This is a genomic window from Schinkia acidoalkalinis (assembly GCF_054301215.1).
In genome coordinates this window covers 2,261,150-2,286,862 of record NZ_CP182573.1, presented here as the reverse complement: position 1 = coordinate 2,286,862, position 25,713 = coordinate 2,261,150, and the positions used below count along the sequence as shown (strand labels likewise).

The window sequence follows — 25,713 nt, the reverse complement described above, 5'->3', positions numbered from 1 at the left end:
ATTTCTGAAACAATTAAAACCATATCTTATAGTTTATCAGAATTTTTAAGAGATTAAAATATCTATTTACTATTAAACCTTTATAGATTAAAATATCTATTTACTATTCTATTTTTATTATATGATAGTTATAAAATATTTAATAGATGATAATTAGTGGGAAGCCTTCCAGCTTCTACTTCCCAAATTATGACAGCACGTACCTGAAAAGTTGCTAATAGCTTTCCCTTCTGACTATCAACTTCCTCTTGCTTTACAGACCCCATTTTCTCTTCAAGGGTTCTATAGACACAATTCTATCACTTTTTGCAATTACTGCACAAATTTTGCCTGCCAAATAATCCAGCCAATGCTTAATTTGTAGTATTGGACCATTAACTTTTTTATAAAGGAGCGTATTCTATTGGACAAAAAAAATTTAGATATGGCTATTCAATTACGTCATGAACTACATATGCATCCAGAGCTCTCGAATGAGGAGATTTGGACGAAGCAACATTTGATGGAGTTCATACAAACACATACCAATAACCTAGAGGTAATCGATAAAGGGACCTGGTTTTATGCTAAATATCATGCAGGCGAAAATAAACCGAATATTGCATTCCGTGCTGATTTCGATGCACTTCCTATGGATGAGTTCATCGATATTCCATGGGCTTCTCAATTCCCAAAAAAGGCGCACAAATGTGGACATGATGGACATTCTGCTACATTAGTAGCATTTGCAATGGAAGTGGATCAAAAAGGGGCTGACAAAAATATCTTTTTCTTATTCCAGCCTGCAGAGGAAACAGGTGATGGAGCGGTTCAATGTTTGCCTATGTTGAAGGATGAAAAAATTGACGAAATTTATGGCTATCACAATATGAGCGGGATGCCTTTTCAATCCGTCAATGTTCTTGATGGAAATGTTCAATGTGCCTCCACTGGCATGATTATCAAAATGGAAGGAACACCTGCACATGCTAGTCAACCAGAAAACGGTAGGAACCCCTCCTTTGCCATTGCAAAAATTATCAATACTATACCCAAATTGACTGAAAGCAGTCATGGGGTATTACTTTGTACCATTGTCCAAGTTAACATTGGCGAAAGAGCATTCGGCATGTCAGCTTACAAAGGAGAATTACTATTGACCATTCGATCCTTATATGAGAAGGAATTGGTGGAACTTCGCGATAACCTAATTAAAGTGGCAAATGAAGAAGCTGAAAAGTATGGGCTAAAGGTCAACTTTGAATATAGTGATTCATTCCCTGAAACAAAAAGTGACAAATACTGCGTTGATAAAGTTCGTGCTATTGCAAAAGAAAAGGGAATTGAGCTTCACGAAATGGACAAGCCGCTCCGCCCTTCTGAAGACTTTGGCCACTATACAAAAGAAACAAAAGGGGCATTTTTTTATGTAGGAAACGGTGAAGAGTATCACCATATTCATACGTCTCATTATGATTTTCGCGATGAAAACATTGAAATCGCCTGTGAAATATTTAAAGGTATAGCGGGAACAAAAGATTAGCCGATAATGATTAAATTTCTTATGTACAGCTTTAATAATGATTCAGTTGAAATTTAGTATCAACTGGTTTCACGCCCGCCCCCTTTCACTTTTCTTGCATATAATGGATTGAAAATTAATAAGAAAACCTGAATAAACATTCCCTTTGTCAAGGTAAAAGGGACTAATAAGGAGATGGATGGTTGATGGGAGTTCGTTGTAGTTGTGGTGCTGTTGTGGACGCGACGAAGCTGGGAGTAAACGTGAAATTTAATGGCGTTAATGGAAATGAAACTGGAGATATTACCTATACAGCAAATGTATGTGCAGATACTCTCGACGCTTCTACCCTTTTCTTAGGATTCACTAACACAGATGGCAACCCACCAGATACAAGCTTTTCTTTTACCGTTTCACCTTTAGTAGCAGGGACATCCATTACTTCTGTAACGTGCCGTTTGGAAGGGAATACCTGTGTGATAACCGTAATGGGGGTTGGTTTTAAAACTGGATTCGGCGGGGATGCATTTTTATCATTCACAGCTGAATTCAGAGACGGACCGGGAGTCGATAATGTTCAAAGCTTTACCATTACAGACTTTTTCGAGCAAACAGGTGCAGAGCCGCTTCCAGATGGTTCAATCACCGCCTTGGGCTGTGCATAAATTCGTAAGAGCCTACTCTATCTAAGATAGAATAGGTTCTATTTTTTTGCCTTTACAATTAGAAATTTCTGATTGATAATGCCTTTCTACATTGGTCATACTAATCTTTGTCATCTGCAAGTTTAAAAGAAAGGGTCGACTAAAGTGAATGAAGAAAAAGTAAAGAGAGTCGTAGTAATAGGGACTGGAGCAGTTGGCTGCAGTTATGCATATTCCATGATTAATCAAGGGGTAACTGAAGAACTGGTCCTAATTGATGTGAATGATGCTAGAGCCGAGGGTGAGGCGATGGATCTTAATCACGGGATGCCATTTGCACCTTCCCCAGTAAATGTATGGCATGGAAATTATAGTGACTGCGAAAAGGCTGACTTAGTAGTCATTACGGCTGGTCTTGCGCAAAAGCCTGGAGAAACACGCTTAGAATTAGTCGAAAAAAACACAAAAATTTTTAAGCAAATTGTCCGAAGCGTAATGGAGCATAATTTTAAAGGCATCTTCTTGGTTGCTACAAATCCAGTAGATATTCTCACTTATGTCACTTGGAAGGAATCAGGACTTCCAAAGGAACGTGTCATTGGGTCAGGGACTGTTTTAGATTCTGCACGACTCCGATTTGCGATAGGACAATATTTAAATGTGGATACGAGGAATGTTCATGCTGCAATTATTGGAGAACACGGCGATACCGAACTACCAGTCTGGAGCCATGTAACAATTGGTATAGAACCGCTGGAAAAGGTTCTGGCAAAAAGAGAAGATTTTAATCAAGAATGCTTAGAAGAGATTTTTGTAGGTGTTCGGGATGCGGCGTATCAAATTATTGGCCGAAAAGGAGCAACGTTTTATGGTATAGGGATGTCCCTTGTTCGTATTACGAAAGCCATTTTCAATAACGAAAATAGTATTCTTACAGTTTCCGTCTATTTAGATGGAGAATATGGTCATAGGGATATATATGTAGGAGTACCCGCCGTTATAAACCGAAATGGGATCAGAGAATTAATTGAAATTGAATTAAATGAAAAGGAACAAGAACAATTTAACCATTCAGTTGTAGTTCTTAAAGAGATAATGCGTTCTATAGGATATTAATCCTATCCTTGCCGTAGTAAAAATATGCACGAAGAGGTAAAAACCTCTTCGTTTATTCTTCAAAAAAGCAAGTTGAATCAGCAAAACTCAAATCAATATCTAATCATCCCAGTAATCATCCACAATTTCGGCAAGTACTTGGTTACGATCCGTTTGAATTTTTTTGTTTGATCTGCTTTTAATATAGTTATAGGGAAAATGAAACATATCCCGAACTCTCTCCTTAGAAAGGAAACGTGTAGGAATAGAGATGGTGATATCCTCAGGCAATAATGGGCGATTTGCCGCCATACAAAATCCATAATCGTCTTCATATTCTGCAATTACATCAAAATGATAAGACAAAACATGAAAACCTGCTTTCACTAAGGTAGCTTGCACACACCAAAGATACTCTGGTATCTTGGCTAGTGAGGGACAGGAGATATTCATTACGCCACCTGGCTCCAATCGTTCTTGTAAAAGCCTAAAGAATTCCCGACTAAAAAGCTTTCTTAGTTCTGGACATTCCTTGCTTGGCTCCGGAATATCTACGAAAATAGCATCCCATTTTCCATGATTATCTTCAATAAACTTTCTTCCATCTTCGATAACTGTTCGCACCTTTGGGTGGTTTAATGCACCTTTATTAAATTTAACGAGAGGTTCTAAACTTTTACCAAAATCCATCATAATAGAATCTATATCTACTGTCGTAATCTCCTTCACTTCAGGATACTTAAGTACTTCTCTTGTTGTAATGCCACCGCCACCACCAATTATAAGAATGTTCTCCCGTTTAACAGTGACTGCCATTGGCAAATGAATGAATGCTTCAGCATATATTTCTTCGTCCTCTGTTGTTCCAAACATTACATCTCCATTCGCATATACAAGCATTTTCCCTTGATTCTCAACCAAGGCGATTCGTTGAGTCGGCGTTTTAAAACGTTTGATAATACGATATTCCCCATCAGGCTCCTCTTCTTCTGATACATAATCTCGAATAGAACCACCACCCCAAAAACGCCAATAAAGCCAGCCTAGCATTTCAACGAGAAGGACAAGACCTGCACCTATAACAATCCAACCAAGCTGATTTAAATCAATCATTTTTTCCCTCCTTCTTCCAACATATAAATATGTTATGTATGGAAGGAGAGAGTGAATGAGGAAATTCAAAAGAAATTTTTCACTAATAATTATTTGCCCCAGTAATGATCCGTAACCCCCTCTATACAAGTGCTTACTTTATTTTTCCTATGGATATATTAACCCTGTAGTTGGCAAATTTAAGTATTTCATCAAGTGCAGTATTTAAAGCTAATTGATCAGAAACGCTAGCTTTAATCATATAGCAGCCTTCACCACTTATGCGGTGAACTTCTGTTATATCTGGATTTTCCTTTACGTACTTTTGAAATTCAAGGTGTTGATTTGATTTTAGAAATACCATTATAAATGCTTGAATACTCTTTCCAAGCTTTAATTCATTAACAGAAACGGTGTATTGCTCAATTATCCCCTCTTCCTCCATCCTGCGAATTCTATTTCCCACTGCCTGGCCTGTCATATGGATTGATTCTCCAATTTCTTTCCAAGGTTTACGGGCGTTTTCTTTTAATAATTTGAGAATTTGAAAGTCAATTTCATCCATACCAATTCCCCCAAAAAATACAGTAAAAGTTTTCAAATTTTATTGTAAATGATTCAAAGTGAGATTCGTTATGAATTTCTTTCATGATGAAACAAAAGAGCCAATATCCTTTTCGTAAGATGCTGGTAGCAAAAACGTAGGGAGCATACAATACTCTATAAATATACTTACGAGGAGAGAAAGTTTATGCAGATTCAATTAATTCGACATGCAACACATCTTATTACTTATAAAGGTCTTACATTCCTTTTAGACCCTATGTTTAGTGAACAAGGAACACTTGCACCCGTTCCTAATGCACCCAACCAGCATCTAAATAATCCTTTATCTTCATTACCAGTAGATGTCGAGAAACTATTAGACGTTGATGCAATTATCGTGACACACTCACATCGTGATCATTTTGATGACCGTGCTATTTCAAGTTTACCCAAGCATTTGCCGTTATTTTGTCAGCCTGCAGATGAGCAGGTAATCAACGATAAAGGATTTGAGAATGTCATTGCAATAAATAAGGAAATTGTTTGGCAGGGGATTGAATTGACCCGAACAGAAGGGAGACATGGCCATGGTCAGCTGGCAGAAGCCATGGGACCAGTTTCCGGATTTATTTTAAGGGCAACAGAGGAGCCTACCTTATATATTATTGGCGATAGTGTATGGTATTCAGATATCGAACATCATTTTAAACATTTCTCCCCTGATGCTGCAATCGTTTTTGCTGGAGAAGCACGTTTCTTAGAAGGCCTTCCGATTACTATGGGAATTGCCGATATAGAAAATATTAGACAAACTTCACCACAAACGAAACTAATTATTTCTCATATGGAATCTTGGAACCACTGCTTATTAAAACGGGAAGAGGTTTGGGAATATATAAGGCAAAACCAATTAGAAAATAAAATTTCTGTGCCTGAAAATGGAGAAATTATTGGAATTTGATAGGTGGATTAGCGTGAGGGTTTTTCATAATAAAAAGCAGGGAATTCACACGTGCTTCCCTGCCTTTCTAAAAGAAAACCTGTCAGCTTTTTATATTATACTATTATACGTCCCTATGTTAAATCGATGCTGCAGAGGAAGCAGCTGCTTGGTCAGCCTTCACACAATCAATTGCAACAACAAGTGCAATAAAATTAGTCTTCTAGCTTGAAAGTGTGCGTGAAATGGCTTTTTCCATTTTCATCTTTGATTTCTACTATCGCTTGCTTTTTGGCAGGATCCACACGGAACACTCCGAAGTTGAAGAATTCCCCTTCGGCATATAATATCTCCGGACCAAAGCTAGGATCTAATGTACCAGGTTTAATTTTTACAGCCCCAATTGGACCGCTAACCAGCTCGTGATAATCCGGCGCTCCGTCTTGATTGGCATCATATTTAATGACTTCGGCAAAGTGAACATCTGTCGTAACGAAAAAGACGTTTTTGATGTCATTTTCAATGATGAAATCAGAGACTTTTTTAAACTCATTCTCATAGCCGGTTGGATCATTTGGGTTTACTTGGTTGGCATTCGCCCAGCCATCCCTGGCATTTGCTTTTCCGGTTGGGATGGAGATTGGTACGGAAGTGGCTACCAGTTTTACCTTTGCATCCGACTCCAAAAGTTCCTGTTTAAGCCACTTTAGCTGTTCTTCACCAAGCATCGTTTTATCCAACCCATCAGGCTGGTTGTTTGGCGAACGATAGCCTCGGTTGTTAAGAATAATCATATCCATGGTGTTGCCCCAAGAATACTTATGATATAGCTTATCTGCCGAACTACGTTCCTCTGAAATTGGCCAATAGTCCTTAAATGCCCTTAACCCTGTTGTCGTCAGCTGCTCTGTGGGACCTGAAAAATCATTGGTTACTTCATGGTCGTCCCATATCGCAAATGTTCCCGTATTTTGCAAAAGCTTGCGAAATCCCGCATCCGTGCGATTCTCTTTATATTTTCCCCAGAAATCATCAGGTGTTTTGGAAGGAGCGCTAGGAACGGCCGGTGTCTTATTGTCGGCATAAATGGTATCCCCGCTAAACAGGAAGAGGTCTGGATTTAAATCTGCCATCGCCTTAAAAGATGCAAATGGAGGAATTTCTCCCTGACCACCCGTATCCCCGCCCCAAACTATGGTCATTGGCTCTAGGCTGTGTTCTTCTGGAGCTGTTTTGAAGGAACCGTTCACATCATACTTGCTAGAAACCGCATGAGCCCGGTAATAATACGTCGTTTCTGGCTTTAATCCAGTGACACTTACTTTTGCGGTAAAATCATGCTCTTCAGTAGCATCGCTCGTTTTGATGATGGTTTTATCTTTAAAATGGCTGTCCGTCGAAATTTCAAATTGAACGGTAGCCTCTTCGTTTGTACGTGCCCAAAGAATTGCTGATGAATTCGTAATATCTCCGCTAGCAACTCCATGTGAAATAAACGGTTTTTTCAGTAAATCATCCAACTGGTCCGGATTGTTGGTGAATTCTCCATCCACACCAAGAGATAGCAGTGAAACCATATCGTCCTGAGAATTGACAGTCCAAGGAGGGACGAGAAGCTTGTTCTGATGGGCAGCCTCCATCAGCTTCGGAACTACAAGATCTTTGCTGGGACCTACACCAGTAGCATAGTCGGAAATTCGCTTAAATTCCTGATATATATCCTTGCCTGCTAGCATTTTTGCTGTATAAAGCTGCACCAGCTGGACATTTGGTTCAAGTGATTTTAGCTTGCGAAGGCTATCCTCACTGAATGACTCTAGAAAAAGATTTTCATCAGCCAGAACATTGGCTTTTTTCAACACCTCGATTAATTTCTCTTCCATTCCGGGATAAACATTAGGTGCCTTTGTTTCCATATAAAGTCCGACTTTTCCATTTCCGTGCTGTTTAACAAATTCAATTGCTTCCTCTAGCGTAGGTACATGTTGACCTTTGTACTCTTGTTTTGCCATATTCGGATACTCTTGATTAAACCACGAACCGGCATCGAGACTACTGATTTCCTCTAGAGTAAAATCTTTAACCAGCCATGGTGCCCGATCTGGATAAACCTCTTTAGCATTTGTTGTTCTAGCCAACGTTTCGTCATGCATGGCGATTAAATGGCCATCCTTTGTCATTTGCAAATCAAATTCTACATAATCAGCCTTCATTGTAATTGCCTGCTTATAGGCAGCAAGCGTGTGCTCCGGGCCGTATGCCGATGCACCACGATGGGCAATAACGGCTACCTTCGAAGTGATTGGACGTAAGGTAGATTGTCCATTCTCAACAACTTCTTGTTTGCTAATTGGAGAAGCTAGAACTGCAAAAGGAACTGCTGAAGTTACCGAAAGAGAGAGACCAGTAAGGCAAGCGATTAAACCCTTTTTCATTTTAATTCATCTCCTAAAATATTATATATTTCAGGTATGAATTTATAGGAGAATTGTAAAGTGGGTATTAATGGAGTTTAAATATTCAGTAAATTGTACAAAAATGGTAGTATTTCCTCATATAGGAACGCAGTAAATAGAACTATTTTTTCCTTATCCACTCTACATTTCATTCAAAGTTACATGCATACTTTTTGAATTACAAGCCTACCCCACTTTCTTTATTTTCTGTATTTTGAGTCCATGTATTTTTTCGTACCTGTTGTACATTTGCCATGCTATCAAGGAGAAAATAATGGGTCCGGCCACGCTCCAAATGGTTGTTTGCATATCTCCTTCTAAAGCTGGTTGGATGATGCTAAAAAAATTGGCAAGTCCAACTGTAAGAACTACAATTAACGTCCATAATTTTGCGGTTCCTTGCCTTTTAAATACGGTAAAGGGCTTATGGACTTCCACCTTTTTCTTAAAATATGGAAATGCAAGTGCTATAAATACATATGGTATCGTCATTGCCACGTTTGTCATCGAAACCAATATATTAAAAAATGCGGCCATGGTGCTTCCACCAAAAGCAATTAGGGCAATGATGACACAAACAATAGCAGCTTGAATCCACATCGCATGAATAGGCAACCCATTTTTTGTTTCACCGATCTTTCCTGGCCATAATTTCGTCGGCGTCCCTTCAATTAGCTGCTTTAGTGGTGAAAACATCAGCGTAAAGAATGCACCGGACAGTGCCAAGAACATCGAAAGCCCAACGAATCTCGCTACCCCAGCGCCCAAGGCTGCAGCTGTAGCATCGCTTGCCCCAAAAGCCGCACCTAATGAATAGCCTAAATTGGCCATCACAATATAACTTGCATTTCCAAGATTCACATTCTCAATCCCCATCACAGTCGACCAATTTGTAAATATACCAGTCAACAGTATGCCTATTGAATATCCAATGGAAATGATGGCTGCTGATAAGAGAATTCCTTTTGGAAAGTTTTTTTCCGGATTTTCTGTTTCATCCACTAACCCACCTACTGCTTCAAGTCCGCCATAAGCGAATAAGGCATAGACGACAAATGCTAATGCAGCAATAATATCTCCTGCATATATTGGATTTGGTGTTTGGGTAAATGATTGTAATCCTGTAATCGGTTCTGCAAGATGTCCTTGATTCCCGACAAGTACTGCTATTGCTCCAACCCAAAGGAATACATTCAATAACAGGACAGCTGAACCGCCTACAGAAGTTACTTTTTTAATTTTATCCAGACCTTTAGTAGATGTATAAGTGACGACAAGAATCCAGGCAATTCCCAGAATGCCCAACACCTCTGGCCCTTGAAGATTAAATAAAGCCCAACTTTGTGTTGTGTCTTTTCCAAAAATCGCATTTGATACTGGAACCCACATTCCAGATGCGACATTCACCATCCAAGTTACATAAGAAAAGTACCACATGAACGTTCCTATAAATGCAAATTTAGGCCCAATGGATTTTTCCATCCATGAGTAGATCCCACCCCTTTCCTCTTTAAAGGCGGAACCAAATTCAGCCACCATTAATGCAAAAGGAACGAAAAAGGCTATGGCTGCAAATATGAACCAAGGAATAGCGGCATACCCCATCTTATAAAATGATCTTGGAATATTGTTGAATCCATAAACAGACGTGAAAATCATTAATACGAGAGATAGTAAGGTCAACTTTTTGATCATCTTCGTGTTTGATACCATATTTTATCCCCCTTACATTATGGTTATCATAGATGACCTTAGTGTTACCTTTTATGTTTTTTTTATATGAAAAAAAAGACACTATAAACCTTTAGGTGCTCGTCCAAACATTCAAAAGATAGATTACATAGGATGAAACTGGATTGTCAACACTAAACTAGACAGTTTTCTTAAGGTGCGTAAGTTTGTATTCCACTGGACTTAGATAATCTAAAGTACCATGGATGCGTAGGTGGTTAAACCAGTGCACATAGTCTGTAAACTCTCTGTGTAACTCTTCTAAGCTATCAAAATGACGTTTCTTTACGAACTCTGTCTTAATGATTTTGAATGTTGCTTCAGCTACTGCGTTATCATACGGACAGCCTTTCAAACTTAGAGATCGCTTGATTTTAAACGTTTCTAGTGCTTCATCAATGATCTGGTTCTTAAACTCGCTTCCTCTGTCAGTATGGAACATTTGAATCATATGCAAATTCCCTTTAATTGACGATAGAGCACGATAAACTAGTAAAGCATCTTTGTTCTCACCTGTGCTAAATCCAACGATTTCCCGATTATAGAGATCAACAAATACACATATGTAATTCCATTTTTTATGGACTCTTACATAGGTTAGGTCACTGACCACGACGGTCAACTCATCCTCTTGAGTAAATTCACGATTTAACTCATTTGCTTGTTCACTTTCATTTGGTTTATTCTTATGTGGTTTGAATTGAGCCACGGTATAAGCTGAAACAAGCCCTTGTTCGTTCATAATCCTGCCGATACGACGACGGGAAACCAATTTCCCTCGTTTCTTTAGCTCGTGCTTTATCTTTCTTGCACCATAATTTTGGCGGCTTTGATGGAAAATTTCAACGATGTCTGAAGTTATATCATCTTCATTCTTTCGTTCTTTTGCTTCATAATAATACGTACTTCTTGGGAGTTGTAGGACCTTGCACATTGCTGATATCGAGTATTTGTGCTGGTTGTTCTTAATCACATTTACTTTCGTCCTAGTATCAGCGCGGCTTGCTTTAAAATATCATTCTCCATCTCTAATTGCTTATTACGTTTCCTAAGTTCCTGCAGCTCTTTCTGTTCGGGGCTGAGGTTATCCTTTTCTTTGAAGGAACCGGAGGACTTACTTTGATTAATCCACTTATCTAGTGAAGAAGGGGTTAATTCATATTCGCGAATAATGTCTTTGCGAGGCTTTCCATTCTGATATAGTTGCACGATCTGTTCCTTAAATTCTTCGGTAAACGTTCGACGTACTTTTTTTGTCATGTAGATTCTCCTCATAACTGATTAGTATAGTTAATTCTACTTGACCTTAAAATTTCTGTCTAACTAAGTGTAGCCGATCCAAACTATAAAACAAAAAGGAAGTGAGTTTTTTTGGGAATAAGAACAGCTAACATATCAATAACCAAAGTTTCCAATCCGAATCAAGCAACTGTAGGGGATATGGTAAACTTCGACATTGAAATTACTAATAACGGACCGGATATTGCAACAGGATTGATGGTTACCGATACACTACCTGATGGATTCAGCTTTGAGGGTATAGGCAGCAGCCAGGGTGGTACCCATTTTGATTTCGCTACAAATACCGCGACATTTGACATTGGTTCCCTGTATGCTTTGCACTCTGTATTTATGAATGTTTCCGCGACTGCCATGACACCCGGGTCCTTCACAAACACTGCTACCGTTACGGGGAATGAATTGGAGACCGACCAATCAGTTACAGCAACAACTAATGTCGTAGAATGAGTTTCTAACAAAAGTGGGCTTCCAAGTTTAGCACTAAAGTATAAAATACATGGATTGCGTGTATTACCTACTGTATTCATGAAGGAGGTGAAATAAAGTGGGTTTAAGATGTCCTTGTAAGTTCCGTTTAGGGATTGAGGGTAATGAAGCACCGGCTGAAGTTGGGATATTCATTCCTGAAGGAACGGATGAAGGTAGAAACGGTACAATTAACTTTTCTGCGGTTGAATGTTTTACTGAAGCCGCCCAATGTAATCAAACCGTCGATAACTTTGAAATTACTTTTGTAGATGATTCCGGAAATACAGTTAATTTCACACAGGGTAAACGTGGTGTCATTTCTTGTATTGATGGTACTACAGCTACATTAACTGGAGGCACAGCACAAGTAAGTGGAAATGTTTATCCGAGCCAGGGTTTTACTGTTGATTTCTCCTACACTATAGACCCTTCAACAAATGTGGCAACAATAGTTATTCATGCTAGGGGCACGACAGGTGCTACCTTTGATACAACATTTACTGCCCCCATTTCTACTTCTCCACAAACATTTATCGGGGATTGTACCGACACAGTTGGGCCGTAGCACATATCTTTTTTGGCAAACCAACATATGATGCTACGTACTAATAAGCGTATTCAAGTAAATCGAATACGCTTATTAGTAAAAAACAGCAATAAATTTAAATAGATCCTTTTAATAAGAATCATCAACTAAAGCGGATGACTTGTATCTATTTATGGCATTTTTGTTAAAGAAGGTAGACCAGAGATATAACCAATACCGCCTGTTTTGTTAATACCAATTTGTTCGTCAACAGCTTTAAGTAATTCTTCTTTATTAACAGCAGTAATTGACTTACCCTCTACTTCATCACCTGGATGCTGAAAATTACTGAAAATGTATGAGAAGCCATTTCGGTTATCAGCAGCAAATAATCCAGTTGCTTCCGCGCCTGCTGGAACAGACAAAATACGATTTAATTCTTTAGTATCAACATTATAAGCCCAAACGTAGTTATTTGTGTGGGCACCACTATCTTCCCCAATAAAGAGTGTTCTCATTGCTTCAGAGTAACTTAAGTTATCTGGATTAGCTACTTTATCTACATTCGCAGTGTTTCCATAAACATCAGCGGCAGGAAGGTCTTCCCCTACTACTAATCCATATATTGATGATGCTGCATACGAGCTATTAATAGCAGTTCCTTTGCTATCTTTTTGACCGCCTCGCAAGTCTAATTGATAGGTGACACCAGCTTTAATTTTTGGTAATTGAATATGGTCTACTGGATCCTTTCCTGTTGAATCCTTTTCCATAGCCTTACTTTGATCGGAAATTGCAATATATACTTTCTTATCCTTTTCGTTTAGTGCTATCCCTTCCATTTTGTTAAATTCTGTAGTAGCACCAAGCATAGCCGCGTAACGGCGGGTTTCAAGGAAGGCTGCTGCTTTTTCTTTTCCAGGTTTAAGTTTTAGATACTCAACCTTTCCTTCATTTGAGTATGTTTTAATAGCTGAAAAACCTTCTTTAGGAGCATCTGAAGTTTCAAAAATATCATTGAATGTAATCCCACTGTCAATGATGTCCTTCACTTCTTTATCCGTTGCATGTCCTAAACTTATCCATTGCAATTCCCCTGAACCACCGTTTTCAGTACCTGTTTGTTTAAATGTAGCTGCATATATGGTACCTGATGATAAATCTTTTTCTTTGTCAGCTACATACATAAACATTCCTGTATTACCACCGTCATCCCCGTAAAAAACAGTTTTGTTATCAGGCATTACTTTCGCTAACTCATGAGAGAAACGTCCTGTACTATAATGTTTTACAACTGATGTTTTACCTTTCTTATCTACTGTAATTTCAGGAGTGTAGCCATAGAAATAAGGATTCGCCTTTGCTTGATCTCCAAAATAGAATTGAGCAAATGTATCAACTTGACTTCTTACTTTCGAAGTTGGGTCTAAGAAAAGACGTGCATCTGGTTCGTACTCTTCAGAACCTAAATGTGTATTCCATGGAGATAAAGATCCATTACATGGAATCCAAAGTCCATTTACAGCTGAAAAATCAATTTTTTCTACTTTTACAGTGTTAAGTTCACCCGTTTTCTTGTCCTGTTCCAACTCAGTTAAAGACATAGATGCTGGAACTAAACCGTATGCTGATTTACCAGCAGAATCAATCGTTTGATATTCATAATGTGTAATCATATAAAGTTTACCGTTAATAGGCATTAACATACTGTTTGAATCCGGAGCATCGGAGACAAAATTGTTCCCGCTTGTGCTGCTGGGATCCTTAATTGGATTCCCTTTGGCATCAATTGGTGTACCTGCAGGAATTTTCTTGCCATTTACTGTTGCTACCTTATCTTCCGATTTGAATAGGTAGTTGTAAGACAGCGGGAATGTTTCTACTTTTCCATTGTTATACTTCACATCAACAGTTGCATTTGTATAGGTCTTTACCATTTCATCAATAGTCGTAGGTGCTTCCATTCCATTAAATCTGACAGAATCTACTTTACTATTTTTTGGGGAAGCCGCTACTGCTGATGTTGCTGCTGGAACAGTAATTGCGAATGCAAGTGCTAAAGTAGCCCCTTTTTTCACAAGTTTCTTATTAATCATCTAATAAATCCTCCTAGTAGATTTATAGTTTACAGTTAAATTAAACCAGATGATTGTTAATGTAATATTAACCTTTTGTATGACTTTTGTTAGATTTATCCATTTGTTGGTGAATGAATGAATAAGAATTAGCATAATAATTTAAAAACCAATGGGAGTTGAAAACTTTGAGCAAATTCATTCCTGAAAAATTATCTGTGGAATACAGGGGTGGTGTTACGCCTACCGAACCTGTCATACCAAGATGTTACACGTTAACTCACTCTGATGTAACGGGAGATCTATTTTTAACCATTGGAATTCATTATGCCTGGGATAAAGTGAATCCCATGAGAGATGAAGTGTTAGGTGAATGGAAAACGAACAGGAGTTTTTTATATTATTGTGTTTATTTACATGTTGATCAAGGAGAACATAATCAAAATGTGGCAGCAAAGCGTAATGAAATATTTAGACGTGAATTACCGCTTGCATTAACAGCTATTCGATACGGAGATCGGTTTTTATTCAATACATATCCTAATCTTGATCAAGCTTCAATCATCATTAACTTTATATCTGCCTATCCCCAGTTTGCTAGACAGGAAAGTTGGGGAACTTTCCACCGTTTTTCTTAAAAACAGGCAAAAAAGTAGGGAAAGCCTTTCCCTACCTTTTTCTTTTTATCCTTTTCCGATGTGTGATTTAGTTTGTTTTTCTACCAATTAATATTTCTAATTCATATAATCCCTACTAATATTGCCGTCCTTCATTTCAATGACCCGATCAGATTTCTCTGAAATTTTATCATTATGAGTAACGATTAGAACGGTCGTTCCAATTTCCTTATTAATATCTCTAAATAGTTCATAGACTTGTTCCGTTGTTTCTGTATCAAGGTTTCCGGTTGGTTCATCCCCAAGTAAAATGGCAGGGTCATTAATCAAAGCTCTAGCGATAGCCACCCTTTGTTGCTGACCACCAGATAGATTGGTTGACTTATGATTGGTATACTCTTTCAATCCAACCAGTTCAAGCAGCTCTTCCGCACGATTCACATACTTTTTGCTCGTATTCCCCATTTTAATCCAGGTTGGGATAAGTACATTTTCGATAGCTGTGAACTCAGGTAATAGATGATGAAATTGAAAAATAAAACCCATATTTTGATTCCGGAAGTCCGCTAATTGATCCTCCGTCATTTTCCCGTATTCTTGTCCTCTAAAAAGAATTTCTCCGCTTGTAGGAGTATCGAGAGCTCCAAGTATGTTTAGCAAAGTGGATTTTCCAGACCCAGAATAGCCGATGATACTAACAAATTCACCTTCAGTAAGCGAAAAATTAATGCCATGTAGAATTTCTGTTTTTATCGTCGTACCATATTCTTTTTTTATATTACGAGCCTCTAAAACAATATTATCCATGGCGAATAACCTCCACAGGGTTTAACTTTGATGACTTTCGTGCAGGTAAAAAGGCAGCGATGGTACAAGCCACAATCGCTATCATACAAATAGGGACAATACTGCCTACCTTTAGTTGCAACGGAAAAAGGGGTACTCCTGTTTTTAGGGAGGTCCCCCATAGGAAGGTCTTCACTAAGGCGATCCCCACCCCCGCTCCAAGGACACCTCCAATAATACCCAACAACCCACCCTGAAAAAGAAAGATTCGGCTTGCGCTTCTACTTTTAGTACCCATCGCTTTTAGTATTCCCAGTTGCTTGGATTTCTGCACAACTGATACAGCAAGCACACTTGAGATTCCTAATGTAACAGCCAATAAAACAAAGCCCTGAATCATAAGTGATGACTGCTGCTGACTTTGAAGACCTGTTAATAATGAAGCATTACTTTCCATCCAGTTGTCTGTGTGAATACCATCAAATCGATTTGCAATCGAAGCCATTACCAGTTCTGCATCAAAAACATCACGAATTTGCATTTCTATACTTGAAACATCATTTCTTAGGCCTAATAGTTTTTGAGCCCTCGCTAAATCCATAAAGATCCAGCTACTATTCAAAGCTTTATTTTCTAAGTCAAAAATACCTGATACAATGAAGGACTGAGTCGTCCCATTGGCAAGTTGAATGGTCATCGCATCATTGACAGCTATTTCATTTTCTGCCGCCAACTCTTTCCCAATCATCACATGATTTCCATCTAGGACTCCCATGCCATCTATCAATCTATCACTGATTCGATAAATTTCATTCGCCTTCTCTAGATTGACCCCTCTTACCAAGACTGGCGATGTTTGTCCGCCCTTGTTAACAAAACCATTACCTTCAGCAACCGGTGAAACAGCAGTAATGTCTTTACGATCCATTAAAATTTCTTCAATCGACTCCCAATTACCAAGACTTGTATCCTTCTCGGTAAAACTTCCTTTTATATAGTTGCTGCTCTCATCTGAAGTCTCTACTTTATTAAAATCGTCATCCCCGGAAATCCATACATGTGGACTATCACCGACAGCCGTATTAATCATATTGGCTTGAAGTCCTGTAATTAAAGTATTGAGAAAGACCATGACACCGACGCCAACGGTAATTCCAAGTAATATAAATAATGTCTGACCTTTCCCTTCCTTAAGAAACCTTACGGCGACCTTCCATTCAAAAATCATAGGCCTTTCTCACCTTCTTTAGAAAGAGTCACTTTCACTTCCATGCCTTCCTCTAAATTTTCAGGATTTAAGACCACCGTTCCAGCTGACAGCCCTTTTAAGACCATAATATTCTTGGCATTTTTGTTAGCTATGACAATCTCTTGCTTAACCGCCTCACCATTCTCACCCTTGATATAAACAGCTGGTGTTTCATCATTAATGAGATAATCACCGGGAATCACGATGGCATGATCATAAGCCTGGCCAACGAATTCTACTTTCACAGACATATTCTGTAGGAAACGATCAGTTTTTTCGTTAATCTTCACTTTTATTCGAACAGTACCTGAGTCCTTGTCAACCTCTGGACTGATACTCTCTACAATTCCCTTCACTACATCATCCGGATAAGCTTCCGTAGTAATTTGGGCTTCTTTACCTACCGCAACATAGTTCAAATATTTTTCATCTATATCAACTACAGCGTATTTATGATTGTCAGATGCAATTTTCATGATGACTTCTCCAGCCTGAACAAAAGTTCCAGGTTCGACTAAACGCTCAATGACAATTCCATCAATCGGTGCTTTAACTGTATATTTATCTAATAGTAATTTTTGCTTATTAACTTTGGCAGCAGCTGCCTCTATCGAAGCTTTTAGCTCTTGGTCAGCAAGCACAGGTGAATGTAACGATTCTAACTTTTTACGAGCAGATTGAATTTTTAATTCAAGTGCAGCCAGCTGATTGTTTACATTCGTTAAATCTTTAGAAGGTAGTGCCCCAGCCTCCACAAGAGTTTTTGTTTCTGCTATTTTTGTTTTCAATTGAGACTGTTCTAGCTTAAGTGACGCAATTTCATTCTCTTGTAATACTCGTTGGTCGTTAATGGCTTGCCCATTTTGAGAATAAGATTCCATATAATCTTCGTATCTAGCTTTTGCTACATTGCTGTTTGTTTGAACCTCCTCGAGTTCTACACGTGCTTGGCGGTCATCAATCTTAGCTACTACATCCCCTGCCTTGATTTTGTCACCCGCTTCACTATAAATATCGCTAAGAGTTCCACTAACCTCTGCTTTAATTTCAACCTCTTCATCATACTCAACAGACCCAACACTACTAATCATTTCCTTATAGGTAGTGTCTGCAACTTCATAGCCGCTGACGTCAATTGATTTAGTTTGGTTTTGTAGGAACATAAAGATAATTGCTATAAAGACGACTATACTAATAGCAATAGACAATTTCTTCTTCAATCCGAATCCCCCTACCCATATTCAAATCTAGACGGTAAAATTTCAAAAAGATGTATGAATAACACCCTAGTTATTATTGTTCTTCCATATTTTATTTTATCATTTGCAGGGATATAACCGAACTTTAAATATTACCAACTATGAAGGAGAATTCCATAAAAATTGTAAAAAAGCCGCATCTATTTATGATACGGCTTACTGTGACAACCACTCTACTATTAATGCTTTTGAATAAACACTACTTTTAAATAGTTTCCTTCTTTAAATTGCTTTATTGTTGCAAAGTCAGAAGGAAGGGAAAACTCCTCTTTTATACTATATTTTACGTTTGATTCCTTAAATGCCTGGTCAATAAACACTTTGAATTTTTTCATATCAAAATTGGCACAATTTGTTGAAGCGACAATGATCCCATTTTTTTCAGTGATAAGAATCGCTTCTTTTAGTAGATCTTTATAGTCTTTAGCTGCACTAAAGGTATACTTTTTAGACCTAGCAAAACTAGGGGGATCAAGAATAACTAGGTCAAACATTTTCTTTTTCCTTACAGCATATTTAAAGTATTGAAATACATCCTCCACAATAATATCATTGGCCTCAGGATCTATTCCATTGATACTAAACTGTTCCTTTGTTTTGCCCAGACTACGATTCGCAAGATCCACACTCGTTGTCTTAATGGCTCCACCTAATGCAGCGAAAACAGAAAATATGCCTGTATATGAAAATGTGTTTAATACTGTTTTACCTTTTGCATACTTATCAAGAATGGTTTTTCTCACATCGCGCTGGTCAAGGAATACGCCAACCATCGCCCCCTCATTTAAGTATACGGCTACGTTAACACCATTTTCTTTGACTATTAACGGAAACTGACCTCTATTTCCATCTACAAATCCATCTTCTTCGATATATTTCCCACCAGTGTCATAGCGCTTTTTCTGGTAAATGCCCTCATATTCTACTAAATGTCTTAGTGAATCAATGACGTAATCATAAAATGCAAAGATTCCTTCACTATACCAATTAATTACATAATACCCATTAAAATAATCAATCGTTAATCCGCCAATTCCGTCTCCTTCAGCGTTAAAGACCCGAAAGGCATTTGTCTCTGTACTATTAAATAATTCTTTTCTCTTTTCTAAAGCAGTTTTTATTTTTCCTTCAAAAAATGATTGATCAATCTTTTCATCTTTCCTTTGAGTGAGAATCCAGCCATAGCCTTTATTTTGTTTCCCGTAGTAACCTTTTCCAATAAATTGGTTCTTTTCATCTACAAGCTGAACCAGCATTCCCTCTTTTGTTAAGCTATCCATGTTATGAATTGCTTCTTTAAGAATAAGGGGATAACCAGCTTGATAGGATTTCACAAATTTCGACTTTACCTTTACTATACCTTCTGTCTGCATATACACCATCCATATTTAAATACTATTTTTTACATAAAATTATTAGTTACGTTCGCTCATCTTATCTAATCATATTTTTGACAAGTCCACAATGAGCGATACTTAAAGAGGTTTTTATTGCAATTTACTATTTAAGCGAATTTTGTTCGTCTATTTATCAACTCATTCCAATCAGACCAAATTTGAACATTCTGTGGCAAGAGGAGATTTTTTTTTTTTTGACTTTTAAGGTTACCCATTATACTTGTCACTACTCTTTAGAAATCCTTTTGTTAAAATTATTGTAGTGTAAGAAGTAAGGCACACATAAAAAAAGTAAGGAAATGGGGTCTTTTCTTTGAATCTTCCACAATTGAAGATAGGTCATATGTTACCAAGGTTTCCAATTATGCAGGGTGGTATGGGGGTTGGGATTTCTTTAAGTGGGCTCGCCTCTGCTGTTGCGAATGCTGGGGGAATTGGAATTATATCAGGAACTGGGATTACCGTCGATGAAATGAGATCACATATAAGGAAGGCGAAGGACAGTATTAAGGGTTCCGGCTATATTGGGGTAAATGTTCTTTTTGCCATGAATGACTTTGCTGAAAAAATGAAAGCAGCTATTGATGAAAAGGTTGATTTCATTATATCAGGTGCTGGGATTTCGAGAGATATGTATGCTTGGGGAAAAGAATCCGGCATACCCGTTATTTCAATAGTGTCATCTGCGAAGCTCGCTAGGTTGTCAGAGCGCCTTGGTGCATCAGCCGTTGTTGTAGAAGGACATGAGGCCGGTGGACATCTTGGTACAGAGAGACCCTTATTTGATATTTTACCTGAAGTGGTTGAATCTGTTAATATTCCGGTTATTGCTGCTGGAGGAATTATGACTGGGGAAGATCTTGCAAAAGCTTTACGTGCGGGAGCGTCTGGGGTACAGATAGGAACTAGGTTCGTTGCAAGTGAAGAATGTGATGCACCTTTATCATTTAAAGAAAAATATGTAAATGCCAAACAGGAAGACACCATTTTGGTAAAAACGACGGTTGGCCTTCAGGGTCGTGCAATTAAGAACCAGTTTACTGAACTTATTTCTGATGATAAAAAGGTGAAAATTAAAAATTGCCTAGACTGCCTAAAAAATTGTTCTTATCGTTTTTGTACGCTGGATTCTTTGATAACATCTTTGAATGGAGATTGCGAAAATGGTCTTGTTTTTGCCGGAGCAAGAGTACATGAAATCAAAGAAATCTTACCAGTTAAAACAATCATCCACAATATTATGAATGAATATGAAGCTTGTATATGAATTTGAAAGGTGCCTGCCCCTATGCGTAAATGCAATTCGGGCAGGCACCTTTTTATTTTAGGTAAACCTCATTTACCTATGATACGGTTCACCATGCCTGCTATACCAACGTTTTTTTATCAACTACTATTATTTGAACAACACCAGGACCATCACTCATTAATGATTATTCTTCTTCTCGTAACAGAAGGGCTTCCTTCGCCATAACCGCAAGTTCAATTGTTTCAAGGGTTTTGCAATAATTATTTAAAATCTCTCCATTCAAACTGTCTTCTTTCTGAAGATAATCTAGAACATGCCAATCCCTAAACCAATCTCCACTTTTCTCATCTTCATGGGGAATATTCTTCTGCCAGGCGTATTTTAAGGGTGGACTGTACAACCGATTAGCGCCCTTTCTTAAACTGCAATTCTTGATCCGGCGTTTATAGAGAGATCGAGGGAAAGATTCATTTACATCATTAAACAAATCAGGCCAATAATCTTTCCGAGAACCGGTGTGAGGACATTTATATGCCCATTTTAAGATCCCCTCCAGTATCCCTTCACGCTGAAAAAGTAGGGAATACAAATTTTTCCCGAATAAAATTCTTTCGTGGAGTGAAGTGAAATGCCTTGCCGTGGCGCCAACAAGTGAGGTTTTCTTCATTTCTTCCCCTGCATAGTAGGGAAAAAGAATGTTATTCAGTCGTAAAAAATCATACATTTTGAAGCCGACCGTATCGGTTACAGTTCTTTTGAAATGATGATCTTGAATCAATCTTTTTTCCAAATAGCTTTGTTCATTTATCACCATCGCTATCGCTATCGAATAACTATCCCCACTGCGCCAAAAATAACGCCACATCGTCTCCATAAAGGTAGAAGTGTAAAGGAAAGGTAAAAGGTGGAACATTTCTTTACCTCCCCTCACACTCAGATCATAAACTGAAAATTGAGGATATACGTCTTGAAAAATCAACCAACTTCCGCGTTCCAAAAAAGAATAAAAAGCCTCCTGATCTCTTTCAGGTAGAAGTTTTGTCAGCAGGTCCCCTTTTAAATCCGTCATGTTCCAACCGACGTTTCGTGATATCATATGTCCAAGAAGGGCCCAATGTATTTCTGGATACTGAATGTAAAAATCAAAATAAGCTTGCGTCCGTGTTACATTGTTTTGGTTAAGTCGTCTCGTCTGTTCTCTTATAAGATGAATACATTGTTTATCATATTCTGATAAAGACGGCAAAAGGCAATCAGACTTTTTTTTCATCATTATCTTCATCTTTTTTTTCAATTCTTTTTTTACATCTAATAAAGAGTCCAGCAAGACGGCATCATCCTTTTCAAATTACATTTTCCTAATCCTCCCTATCAAAGGAGCATATTCAACTTGCTCAGGGAATATGAATTTTTAAAAAAGGATGTTTTGGGGAGAGGGTTGGTAAAATGAGGAATCAGGTATATGAGGAAATGAACAGAATCGCCAATCAGTTCGTCCAAGACCAAGCTGAGGATGGGGCCTGGCATTATCCTTTTGAGACCGGGATCGCATCGGACTGCAGTATGATTATCTTATTACGGACATTGGAGATAAATGACGAAGAGTTCATAAAGCAATTGGCGCAGCGTATTGCCGGGAAACAGCAGGAAGATGGCTCTTGGAAGCTATTTCATGATCAGGATAAAGGAAATCTAACATCCACTGTGGAAGCGTATTATGCTCTCCTTTATTCTGGTTATCGAGACCCAAAAGGCCCGGAACTCCAAGCAGCACGAAGGTTTATTTTGGCCAACGGAGGGGCCACGGAAGTCCATATGTTTTTGAAAATCTTGTTGGCCCTAACAGGACAATGTGCATGGCCGCACTTCCCCATTAATATCGAAGTGATGCTTCTACCAGACTCCTTTCCAATCAATCTTTTTGATCTCTCCGTGTATGGAAGAGCCAACATCATCCCTTTTTTAATCCTCGCTAATACAAATTTTCGTAGGAGAACGCCAAGATCACCCGATCTGTCCGATTTGTTTCAAAACAGAGAGGTTCGATTTTTTACAGAGGATCAAGAAGAAGAGGTCCGCTCAGTGTTCAAATTAATTAAACAGGGAATTCAGGCCCTGAAATACCATGGAAACCTTCGCGAATTGACCTTATACCGCGCAGAAAAATATATGCTGGATCGGATTGAACCGGACGGCACCTTTTTTAATTATTTCAGCTCAACCCTTCTAATGATTTTTGCCTTACTGGCGAGGGGGTATTCAAATACACATCCGGTGATTACTCGTGCATTGCAAGGTTTAAAAGCGATGACCTGTCGGATTGACGGAGAACTTCACTGCCAGTACACAACGGCTACGGTCTGGAATACGACATTAATCAATTATGCTCTCCAAGAAGCCGGAGCTCCCTATTCATCTAACACAATTCAAAAAGCAAATCATTATATTCTATCCCGTCAGCATCTCAGATACGGAGATTGGGTCATTCATGAACCGAACCTGTTGCCGGGAGGTTGGGGATTTGCAGACATGAACACAATCCACCCTGATATTGACGACACAACAGCTGCACTCCGGGCGATACGTACTTTGGCATTAAAGCAAGTTAAGTACCGTCAAGCATGGGATCGTGGAGTAAACTGGCTCATCTCCATGCAAAACAATGACGGTGGTTGGGCGGCCTTCGAAAAGAATGTGGATAAAAAAATATTGAACTTGTTACCGATAGACGGGGGAAAAGATTTATTAATTGATCCCTCGACAGTTGATTTAACAGGAAGGACTTTAGAGTTCTTTGGTAACTATACAAATTTGGATCAACACCATCCTATGGTGAAACGAGGGATTCGTTTGCTGTTGAAGCATCAAAATTCAGATGGTTCCTGGGTCGGGCGTTGGGGCGTGTATATTTATGGCACATGGGCGGCTGTAACAGGAATGATTGCGGTTGGGGTTTCTGCAAGTCATCCAGCTATTCAAAAGGCTCTAACTTGGTTGCGGAAAATTCAAAATCCCGACGGCGGGTGGGGAGAATCGTGTAAAAGTGATATTAAAAATTGTTATGTGCCGTTGGGCGAAAGTACCCGCACACATACCGCTTGGGCCCTTGACACACTCATCTGTGCTGCAACTAGTGTAACTCCTGAAATAGAAAACGGTGTAGCTTTTTTAGTGGATAAAAAAGAAAAGGATTGGACCACGACCTACCCAAAAGGGAGGGGAATGGCAGGATCCTTTTATATTAATTATCATTGTTATGAATATGTTTTTCCATTGATTTCCCTGGCTCATTATCAAAAATTAGCTGGCGGGCAGCTTCTAACGGGATTATCACACAAGGATGCTAATTAAGGTTGGGTATATTCAAAAAATCTCTTGAGTAACCTTATCATACTTTTATATCCTGTCCCATAATATATAAACAAATGACTGCAGACAGCAGGTCTTGAAGAAAACAAAATCGTATCAACTAAAAGGAGGCAGACAAAAGATGCTAGGGGCGCTCCACCAATTTTTAGATCTTAAAACATTAATTTGGTTGTTTCCTATCATATTTATTTTCCATGACTTAGAAGAGATCATAATCATTGAATCTTCCATGAATGCAAACAAAAACAATTATCCGAAAACTAAATTCGTCAAACTAACATTTAGAATGAGGGAGAAACTAGGTTCAACTGCTGCCCAGCTTGCTGTTTCGGCTGCATGGATTTTACTGTTTATCTCATTCACTGCATTGATGACCGCCCATTATTCATTTAATGGAGGGAACTTTCTTTTATTTACAGCTATTCTTAATTTATTTGTTTTGCAGGCATTCATGCATGTTATTCAATCTATCATGTTTAGGGGCTACACGCCTGGCATCCTAACGTCACTGTTCCTCCTTATCCCTTACTGCCTCCTAACCTATTATTCTTTAGCTGACTATGAACAGCTGGACTGGCAGTTGATATTCACCAGTCTCCCGGTTAGTCTGATCTTCATCCCGATTTTTCTAGTTGGCAATCTTTTAGGCCGTTATTTTATTCGATAACTGGTAAATCCAAAACGACTGTGAAATGAATATTACCTGTCAATTTGATGGAAAAAAGCAATTTATTTATCAGTTTTATTCTGAGAATATACAATTATTTTTCGTAAAAATGTCTAAAAGCTTCTTCAAGATTTATATTCGCACGCTCCCACACCTTATCAGCAGACAAGATATCAGTTCCTTGAGCGCGAACCAAATCAAACTGGCTAAAACCCATGATATTAGTAAACATCTCTTTTAGATAATTTGGGGCAAAATCTAATGCAGTATAACGGTCGTTATTAGTATAGACACCACCTGAAGCTTGCAGTAGAAGCAATCGATAGTCATCAGTCATCAGTCCCACAGAGCCAGATTCTGTGTATTTAAACGTTTCACGAGCGATGAGGATGTTATCCATGTAGTCTTTTAGTCGAGATGTAATGTTAAAGTTATGCAGCGGCGTTGAAATTACGATACGATGATTGTCCTTGAATTGTGTCAATAATGCAGCAGACTGTTTGGCAATCTCTGCTTCAGTTGGATTTAGTGCTATGTCAGACTGTTGTTTTTTCCAAATAGCAAGTAATCCATCTGTTTCAATTCTTGGAATATCCAAATCATAAAGATTAATAATTGTCAGTTCATTGTCTGGGAATTCATTCTTATACTTTTCAATAAATTTATCTTGCAATTGAACAGAAAAGTGATTGTGGTTTGTAAAATCAGGATGTGCGTTAATAAGTAAAGTTTTCATATAAAATC

The 25,713-nt window shown here is 38.4% G+C and carries 23 protein-coding genes; 10 read left to right on the top strand and 13 right to left on the bottom strand.

Features of this window, described 5'->3' with window-relative positions:
* Positions 1-128: 128 nt before the first annotated feature.
* Positions 129-266 carry a hypothetical protein gene (locus ACNQFZ_RS11895; RefSeq protein ID WP_458411563.1) on the bottom strand — a complete coding sequence of 46 codons (138 nt, stop codon included), beginning with the start codon at positions 264-266 and terminating at the stop codon, positions 129-131.
* A gap of 137 nt (positions 267-403) precedes the next feature.
* Here ACNQFZ_RS11895 and ACNQFZ_RS11890 point away from each other — a divergent pair, with 137 nt between their 5' ends.
* The 3 genes from ACNQFZ_RS11890 to ACNQFZ_RS11880 all read left to right on the top strand — a co-directional run bounded on the left by ACNQFZ_RS11890 (position 404) and on the right by ACNQFZ_RS11880 (position 3,261).
* Positions 404-1,522 (top strand): M20 metallopeptidase family protein, encoded by a 1,119-nt coding sequence (locus ACNQFZ_RS11890; RefSeq protein ID WP_458411562.1) that lies wholly within the window; start codon positions 404-406, stop codon positions 1,520-1,522.
* 182 nt (positions 1,523-1,704) lie between these two features.
* A complete protein-coding gene (locus tag ACNQFZ_RS11885) occupies positions 1,705-2,166 on the top strand; it encodes a hypothetical protein (protein ID WP_458411561.1) in 462 nt (153 codons plus the stop codon).
* A gap of 144 nt (positions 2,167-2,310) precedes the next feature.
* The gene (locus ACNQFZ_RS11880) at positions 2,311-3,261 is read left to right on the top strand and encodes an L-lactate dehydrogenase (protein WP_458411560.1); all 951 of its coding nucleotides are present in this window, start codon (positions 2,311-2,313) and stop codon (positions 3,259-3,261) included.
* A gap of 99 nt (positions 3,262-3,360) precedes the next feature.
* Here ACNQFZ_RS11880 and ACNQFZ_RS11875 read toward each other — a convergent pair whose 3' ends face one another.
* The gene (locus tag ACNQFZ_RS11875; protein WP_458411559.1) at positions 3,361-4,353 is read right to left on the bottom strand and encodes a spermine/spermidine synthase domain-containing protein; all 993 of its coding nucleotides are present in this window, start codon (positions 4,351-4,353) and stop codon (positions 3,361-3,363) included.
* A gap of 133 nt (positions 4,354-4,486) precedes the next feature.
* A complete protein-coding gene (locus ACNQFZ_RS11870; protein WP_458411558.1) occupies positions 4,487-4,897 on the bottom strand; it encodes an Lrp/AsnC family transcriptional regulator in 411 nt (136 codons plus the stop codon).
* A 186-nt stretch (positions 4,898-5,083) separates the two neighbouring features.
* Between ACNQFZ_RS11870 and ACNQFZ_RS11865 the strand changes: the two genes are divergently transcribed.
* Positions 5,084-5,839: an MBL fold metallo-hydrolase gene (locus ACNQFZ_RS11865; RefSeq protein WP_458411557.1), complete on the top strand. Its 756-nt coding sequence runs from the start codon at positions 5,084-5,086 to the stop codon at positions 5,837-5,839.
* Between the two features lie 194 nt (positions 5,840-6,033).
* Here the strand turns inward: ACNQFZ_RS11865 and ACNQFZ_RS11860 are convergent, their stop codons facing one another.
* The 3 genes from ACNQFZ_RS11860 to ACNQFZ_RS11850 form a co-directional block, all read right to left on the bottom strand.
* The gene (locus ACNQFZ_RS11860; protein WP_458411556.1) at positions 6,034-8,253 is read right to left on the bottom strand and encodes a glycerophosphodiester phosphodiesterase family protein; all 2,220 of its coding nucleotides are present in this window, start codon (positions 8,251-8,253) and stop codon (positions 6,034-6,036) included.
* A gap of 207 nt (positions 8,254-8,460) precedes the next feature.
* Positions 8,461-9,987, bottom strand: coding sequence for a glutamate/gamma-aminobutyrate family transporter YjeM (yjeM, locus tag ACNQFZ_RS11855; protein WP_458411555.1), 1,527 nt, complete (start codon positions 9,985-9,987; stop codon positions 8,461-8,463).
* Between the two features lie 157 nt (positions 9,988-10,144).
* Positions 10,145-11,265, bottom strand: a protein-coding gene (locus ACNQFZ_RS11850) for an IS3 family transposase (RefSeq protein ID WP_458411554.1) whose coding sequence is annotated in 2 segments (ribosomal slippage) — positions 10,145-11,016 and positions 11,016-11,265 — 1,122 coding nt in all. Because the reading frame shifts where the segments join, the coding sequence is not laid out codon by codon here.
* Between the two features lie 111 nt (positions 11,266-11,376).
* Between ACNQFZ_RS11850 and ACNQFZ_RS11845 the strand changes: the two genes are divergently transcribed.
* Positions 11,377-11,754, top strand: coding sequence for a DUF11 domain-containing protein (locus ACNQFZ_RS11845; RefSeq protein ID WP_458411553.1), 378 nt, complete (start codon positions 11,377-11,379; stop codon positions 11,752-11,754).
* Between the two features lie 97 nt (positions 11,755-11,851).
* Entirely contained in the window at positions 11,852-12,340 is a 489-nt protein-coding gene (locus ACNQFZ_RS11840) for a hypothetical protein (RefSeq protein ID WP_458411552.1), read from the top strand.
* Between the two features lie 152 nt (positions 12,341-12,492).
* Here the strand turns inward: ACNQFZ_RS11840 and ACNQFZ_RS11835 are convergent, their stop codons facing one another.
* Positions 12,493-14,397: a PhoX family protein gene (locus ACNQFZ_RS11835; RefSeq protein WP_458411551.1), complete on the bottom strand. Its 1,905-nt coding sequence runs from the start codon at positions 14,395-14,397 to the stop codon at positions 12,493-12,495.
* A gap of 167 nt (positions 14,398-14,564) precedes the next feature.
* On the opposite strand from ACNQFZ_RS11835, the gene ACNQFZ_RS11830 reads away from it, so the two are divergent.
* A complete protein-coding gene (locus ACNQFZ_RS11830) occupies positions 14,565-15,014 on the top strand; it encodes a staygreen family protein (RefSeq protein ID WP_458411550.1) in 450 nt (149 codons plus the stop codon).
* 96 nt (positions 15,015-15,110) lie between these two features.
* Here the strand turns inward: ACNQFZ_RS11830 and ACNQFZ_RS11825 are convergent, their stop codons facing one another.
* The 4 genes from ACNQFZ_RS11825 to ACNQFZ_RS11810 form a co-directional block, all read right to left on the bottom strand.
* Positions 15,111-15,800 (bottom strand): ABC transporter ATP-binding protein, encoded by a 690-nt coding sequence (locus ACNQFZ_RS11825; protein ID WP_458411549.1) that lies wholly within the window; start codon positions 15,798-15,800, stop codon positions 15,111-15,113.
* Positions 15,793-17,007, bottom strand: coding sequence for an ABC transporter permease (locus tag ACNQFZ_RS11820; protein ID WP_458411548.1), 1,215 nt, complete (start codon positions 17,005-17,007; stop codon positions 15,793-15,795). Before ACNQFZ_RS11820 ends, ACNQFZ_RS11825 begins: the two co-directional genes overlap by 8 nt.
* On the bottom strand, positions 17,004-18,248 hold the full coding sequence (locus ACNQFZ_RS11815) for an efflux RND transporter periplasmic adaptor subunit (protein ID WP_458411547.1): 1,245 nt from the start codon (positions 18,246-18,248) through the stop codon (positions 17,004-17,006). The genes ACNQFZ_RS11820 and ACNQFZ_RS11815 overlap by 4 nt, the downstream gene beginning before the upstream one ends.
* Positions 18,249-18,466: 218 nt before the next feature.
* Positions 18,467-19,660, bottom strand: coding sequence for a class I SAM-dependent rRNA methyltransferase (locus tag ACNQFZ_RS11810; RefSeq protein ID WP_458411546.1), 1,194 nt, complete (start codon positions 19,658-19,660; stop codon positions 18,467-18,469).
* Positions 19,661-19,997: 337 nt separating this feature from the next.
* On the opposite strand from ACNQFZ_RS11810, the gene ACNQFZ_RS11805 reads away from it, so the two are divergent.
* On the top strand, positions 19,998-20,951 hold the full coding sequence (locus tag ACNQFZ_RS11805) for an NAD(P)H-dependent flavin oxidoreductase (protein WP_458411545.1): 954 nt from the start codon (positions 19,998-20,000) through the stop codon (positions 20,949-20,951).
* Positions 20,952-21,117: 166 nt separating this feature from the next.
* Here the strand turns inward: ACNQFZ_RS11805 and ACNQFZ_RS11800 are convergent, their stop codons facing one another.
* Positions 21,118-22,215 (bottom strand): DUF2515 family protein, encoded by a 1,098-nt coding sequence (locus ACNQFZ_RS11800; RefSeq protein WP_458415373.1) that lies wholly within the window; start codon positions 22,213-22,215, stop codon positions 21,118-21,120.
* A gap of 164 nt (positions 22,216-22,379) precedes the next feature.
* Here ACNQFZ_RS11800 and shc point away from each other — a divergent pair, with 164 nt between their 5' ends.
* On the top strand, positions 22,380-24,284 hold the full coding sequence (gene shc, locus ACNQFZ_RS11795; protein ID WP_458411544.1) for a squalene--hopene cyclase: 1,905 nt from the start codon (positions 22,380-22,382) through the stop codon (positions 24,282-24,284).
* Positions 24,285-24,378: 94 nt separating this feature from the next.
* The gene (locus ACNQFZ_RS11790) at positions 24,379-24,969 is read left to right on the top strand and encodes an HXXEE domain-containing protein (RefSeq protein ID WP_458411543.1); all 591 of its coding nucleotides are present in this window, start codon (positions 24,379-24,381) and stop codon (positions 24,967-24,969) included.
* 94 nt (positions 24,970-25,063) lie between these two features.
* On the opposite strand, the gene ACNQFZ_RS11785 is transcribed toward ACNQFZ_RS11790, so the two are convergent.
* A complete protein-coding gene (locus ACNQFZ_RS11785; protein ID WP_458411542.1) occupies positions 25,064-25,705 on the bottom strand; it encodes an FMN-dependent NADH-azoreductase in 642 nt (213 codons plus the stop codon).
* Positions 25,706-25,713 lie beyond the last annotated feature (8 nt).

Coding starts and splice junctions, on each gene's coding strand:
- ACNQFZ_RS11895 (WP_458411563.1), bottom strand. CDS start 266: ATGGGGTCTGTAAAGCAAGAGGAAGTTGATAGTCAGAAGGGAAAGCTA.
- ACNQFZ_RS11875 (WP_458411559.1), bottom strand. CDS start 4,353: ATGATTGATTTAAATCAGCTTGGTTGGATTGTTATAGGTGCAGGTCTT.
- ACNQFZ_RS11870 (WP_458411558.1), bottom strand. CDS start 4,897: ATGGATGAAATTGACTTTCAAATTCTCAAATTATTAAAAGAAAACGCC.
- ACNQFZ_RS11865 (WP_458411557.1), top strand. CDS start 5,084: ATGCAGATTCAATTAATTCGACATGCAACACATCTTATTACTTATAAA.
- ACNQFZ_RS11860 (WP_458411556.1), bottom strand. CDS start 8,253: ATGAAAAAGGGTTTAATCGCTTGCCTTACTGGTCTCTCTCTTTCGGTA.
- yjeM (WP_458411555.1), bottom strand. CDS start 9,987: ATGGTATCAAACACGAAGATGATCAAAAAGTTGACCTTACTATCTCTC.
- ACNQFZ_RS11835 (WP_458411551.1), bottom strand. CDS start 14,397: ATGATTAATAAGAAACTTGTGAAAAAAGGGGCTACTTTAGCACTTGCA.
- ACNQFZ_RS11825 (WP_458411549.1), bottom strand. CDS start 15,800: ATGGATAATATTGTTTTAGAGGCTCGTAATATAAAAAAAGAATATGGT.
- ACNQFZ_RS11820 (WP_458411548.1), bottom strand. CDS start 17,007: ATGATTTTTGAATGGAAGGTCGCCGTAAGGTTTCTTAAGGAAGGGAAA.
- ACNQFZ_RS11810 (WP_458411546.1), bottom strand. CDS start 19,660: ATGCAGACAGAAGGTATAGTAAAGGTAAAGTCGAAATTTGTGAAATCC.
- ACNQFZ_RS11800 (WP_458415373.1), bottom strand. CDS start 22,215: ATGAAGATAATGATGAAAAAAAAGTCTGATTGCCTTTTGCCGTCTTTA.
- shc (WP_458411544.1), top strand. CDS start 22,380: ATGAGGAATCAGGTATATGAGGAAATGAACAGAATCGCCAATCAGTTC.
- ACNQFZ_RS11785 (WP_458411542.1), bottom strand. CDS start 25,705: ATGAAAACTTTACTTATTAACGCACATCCTGATTTTACAAACCACAAT.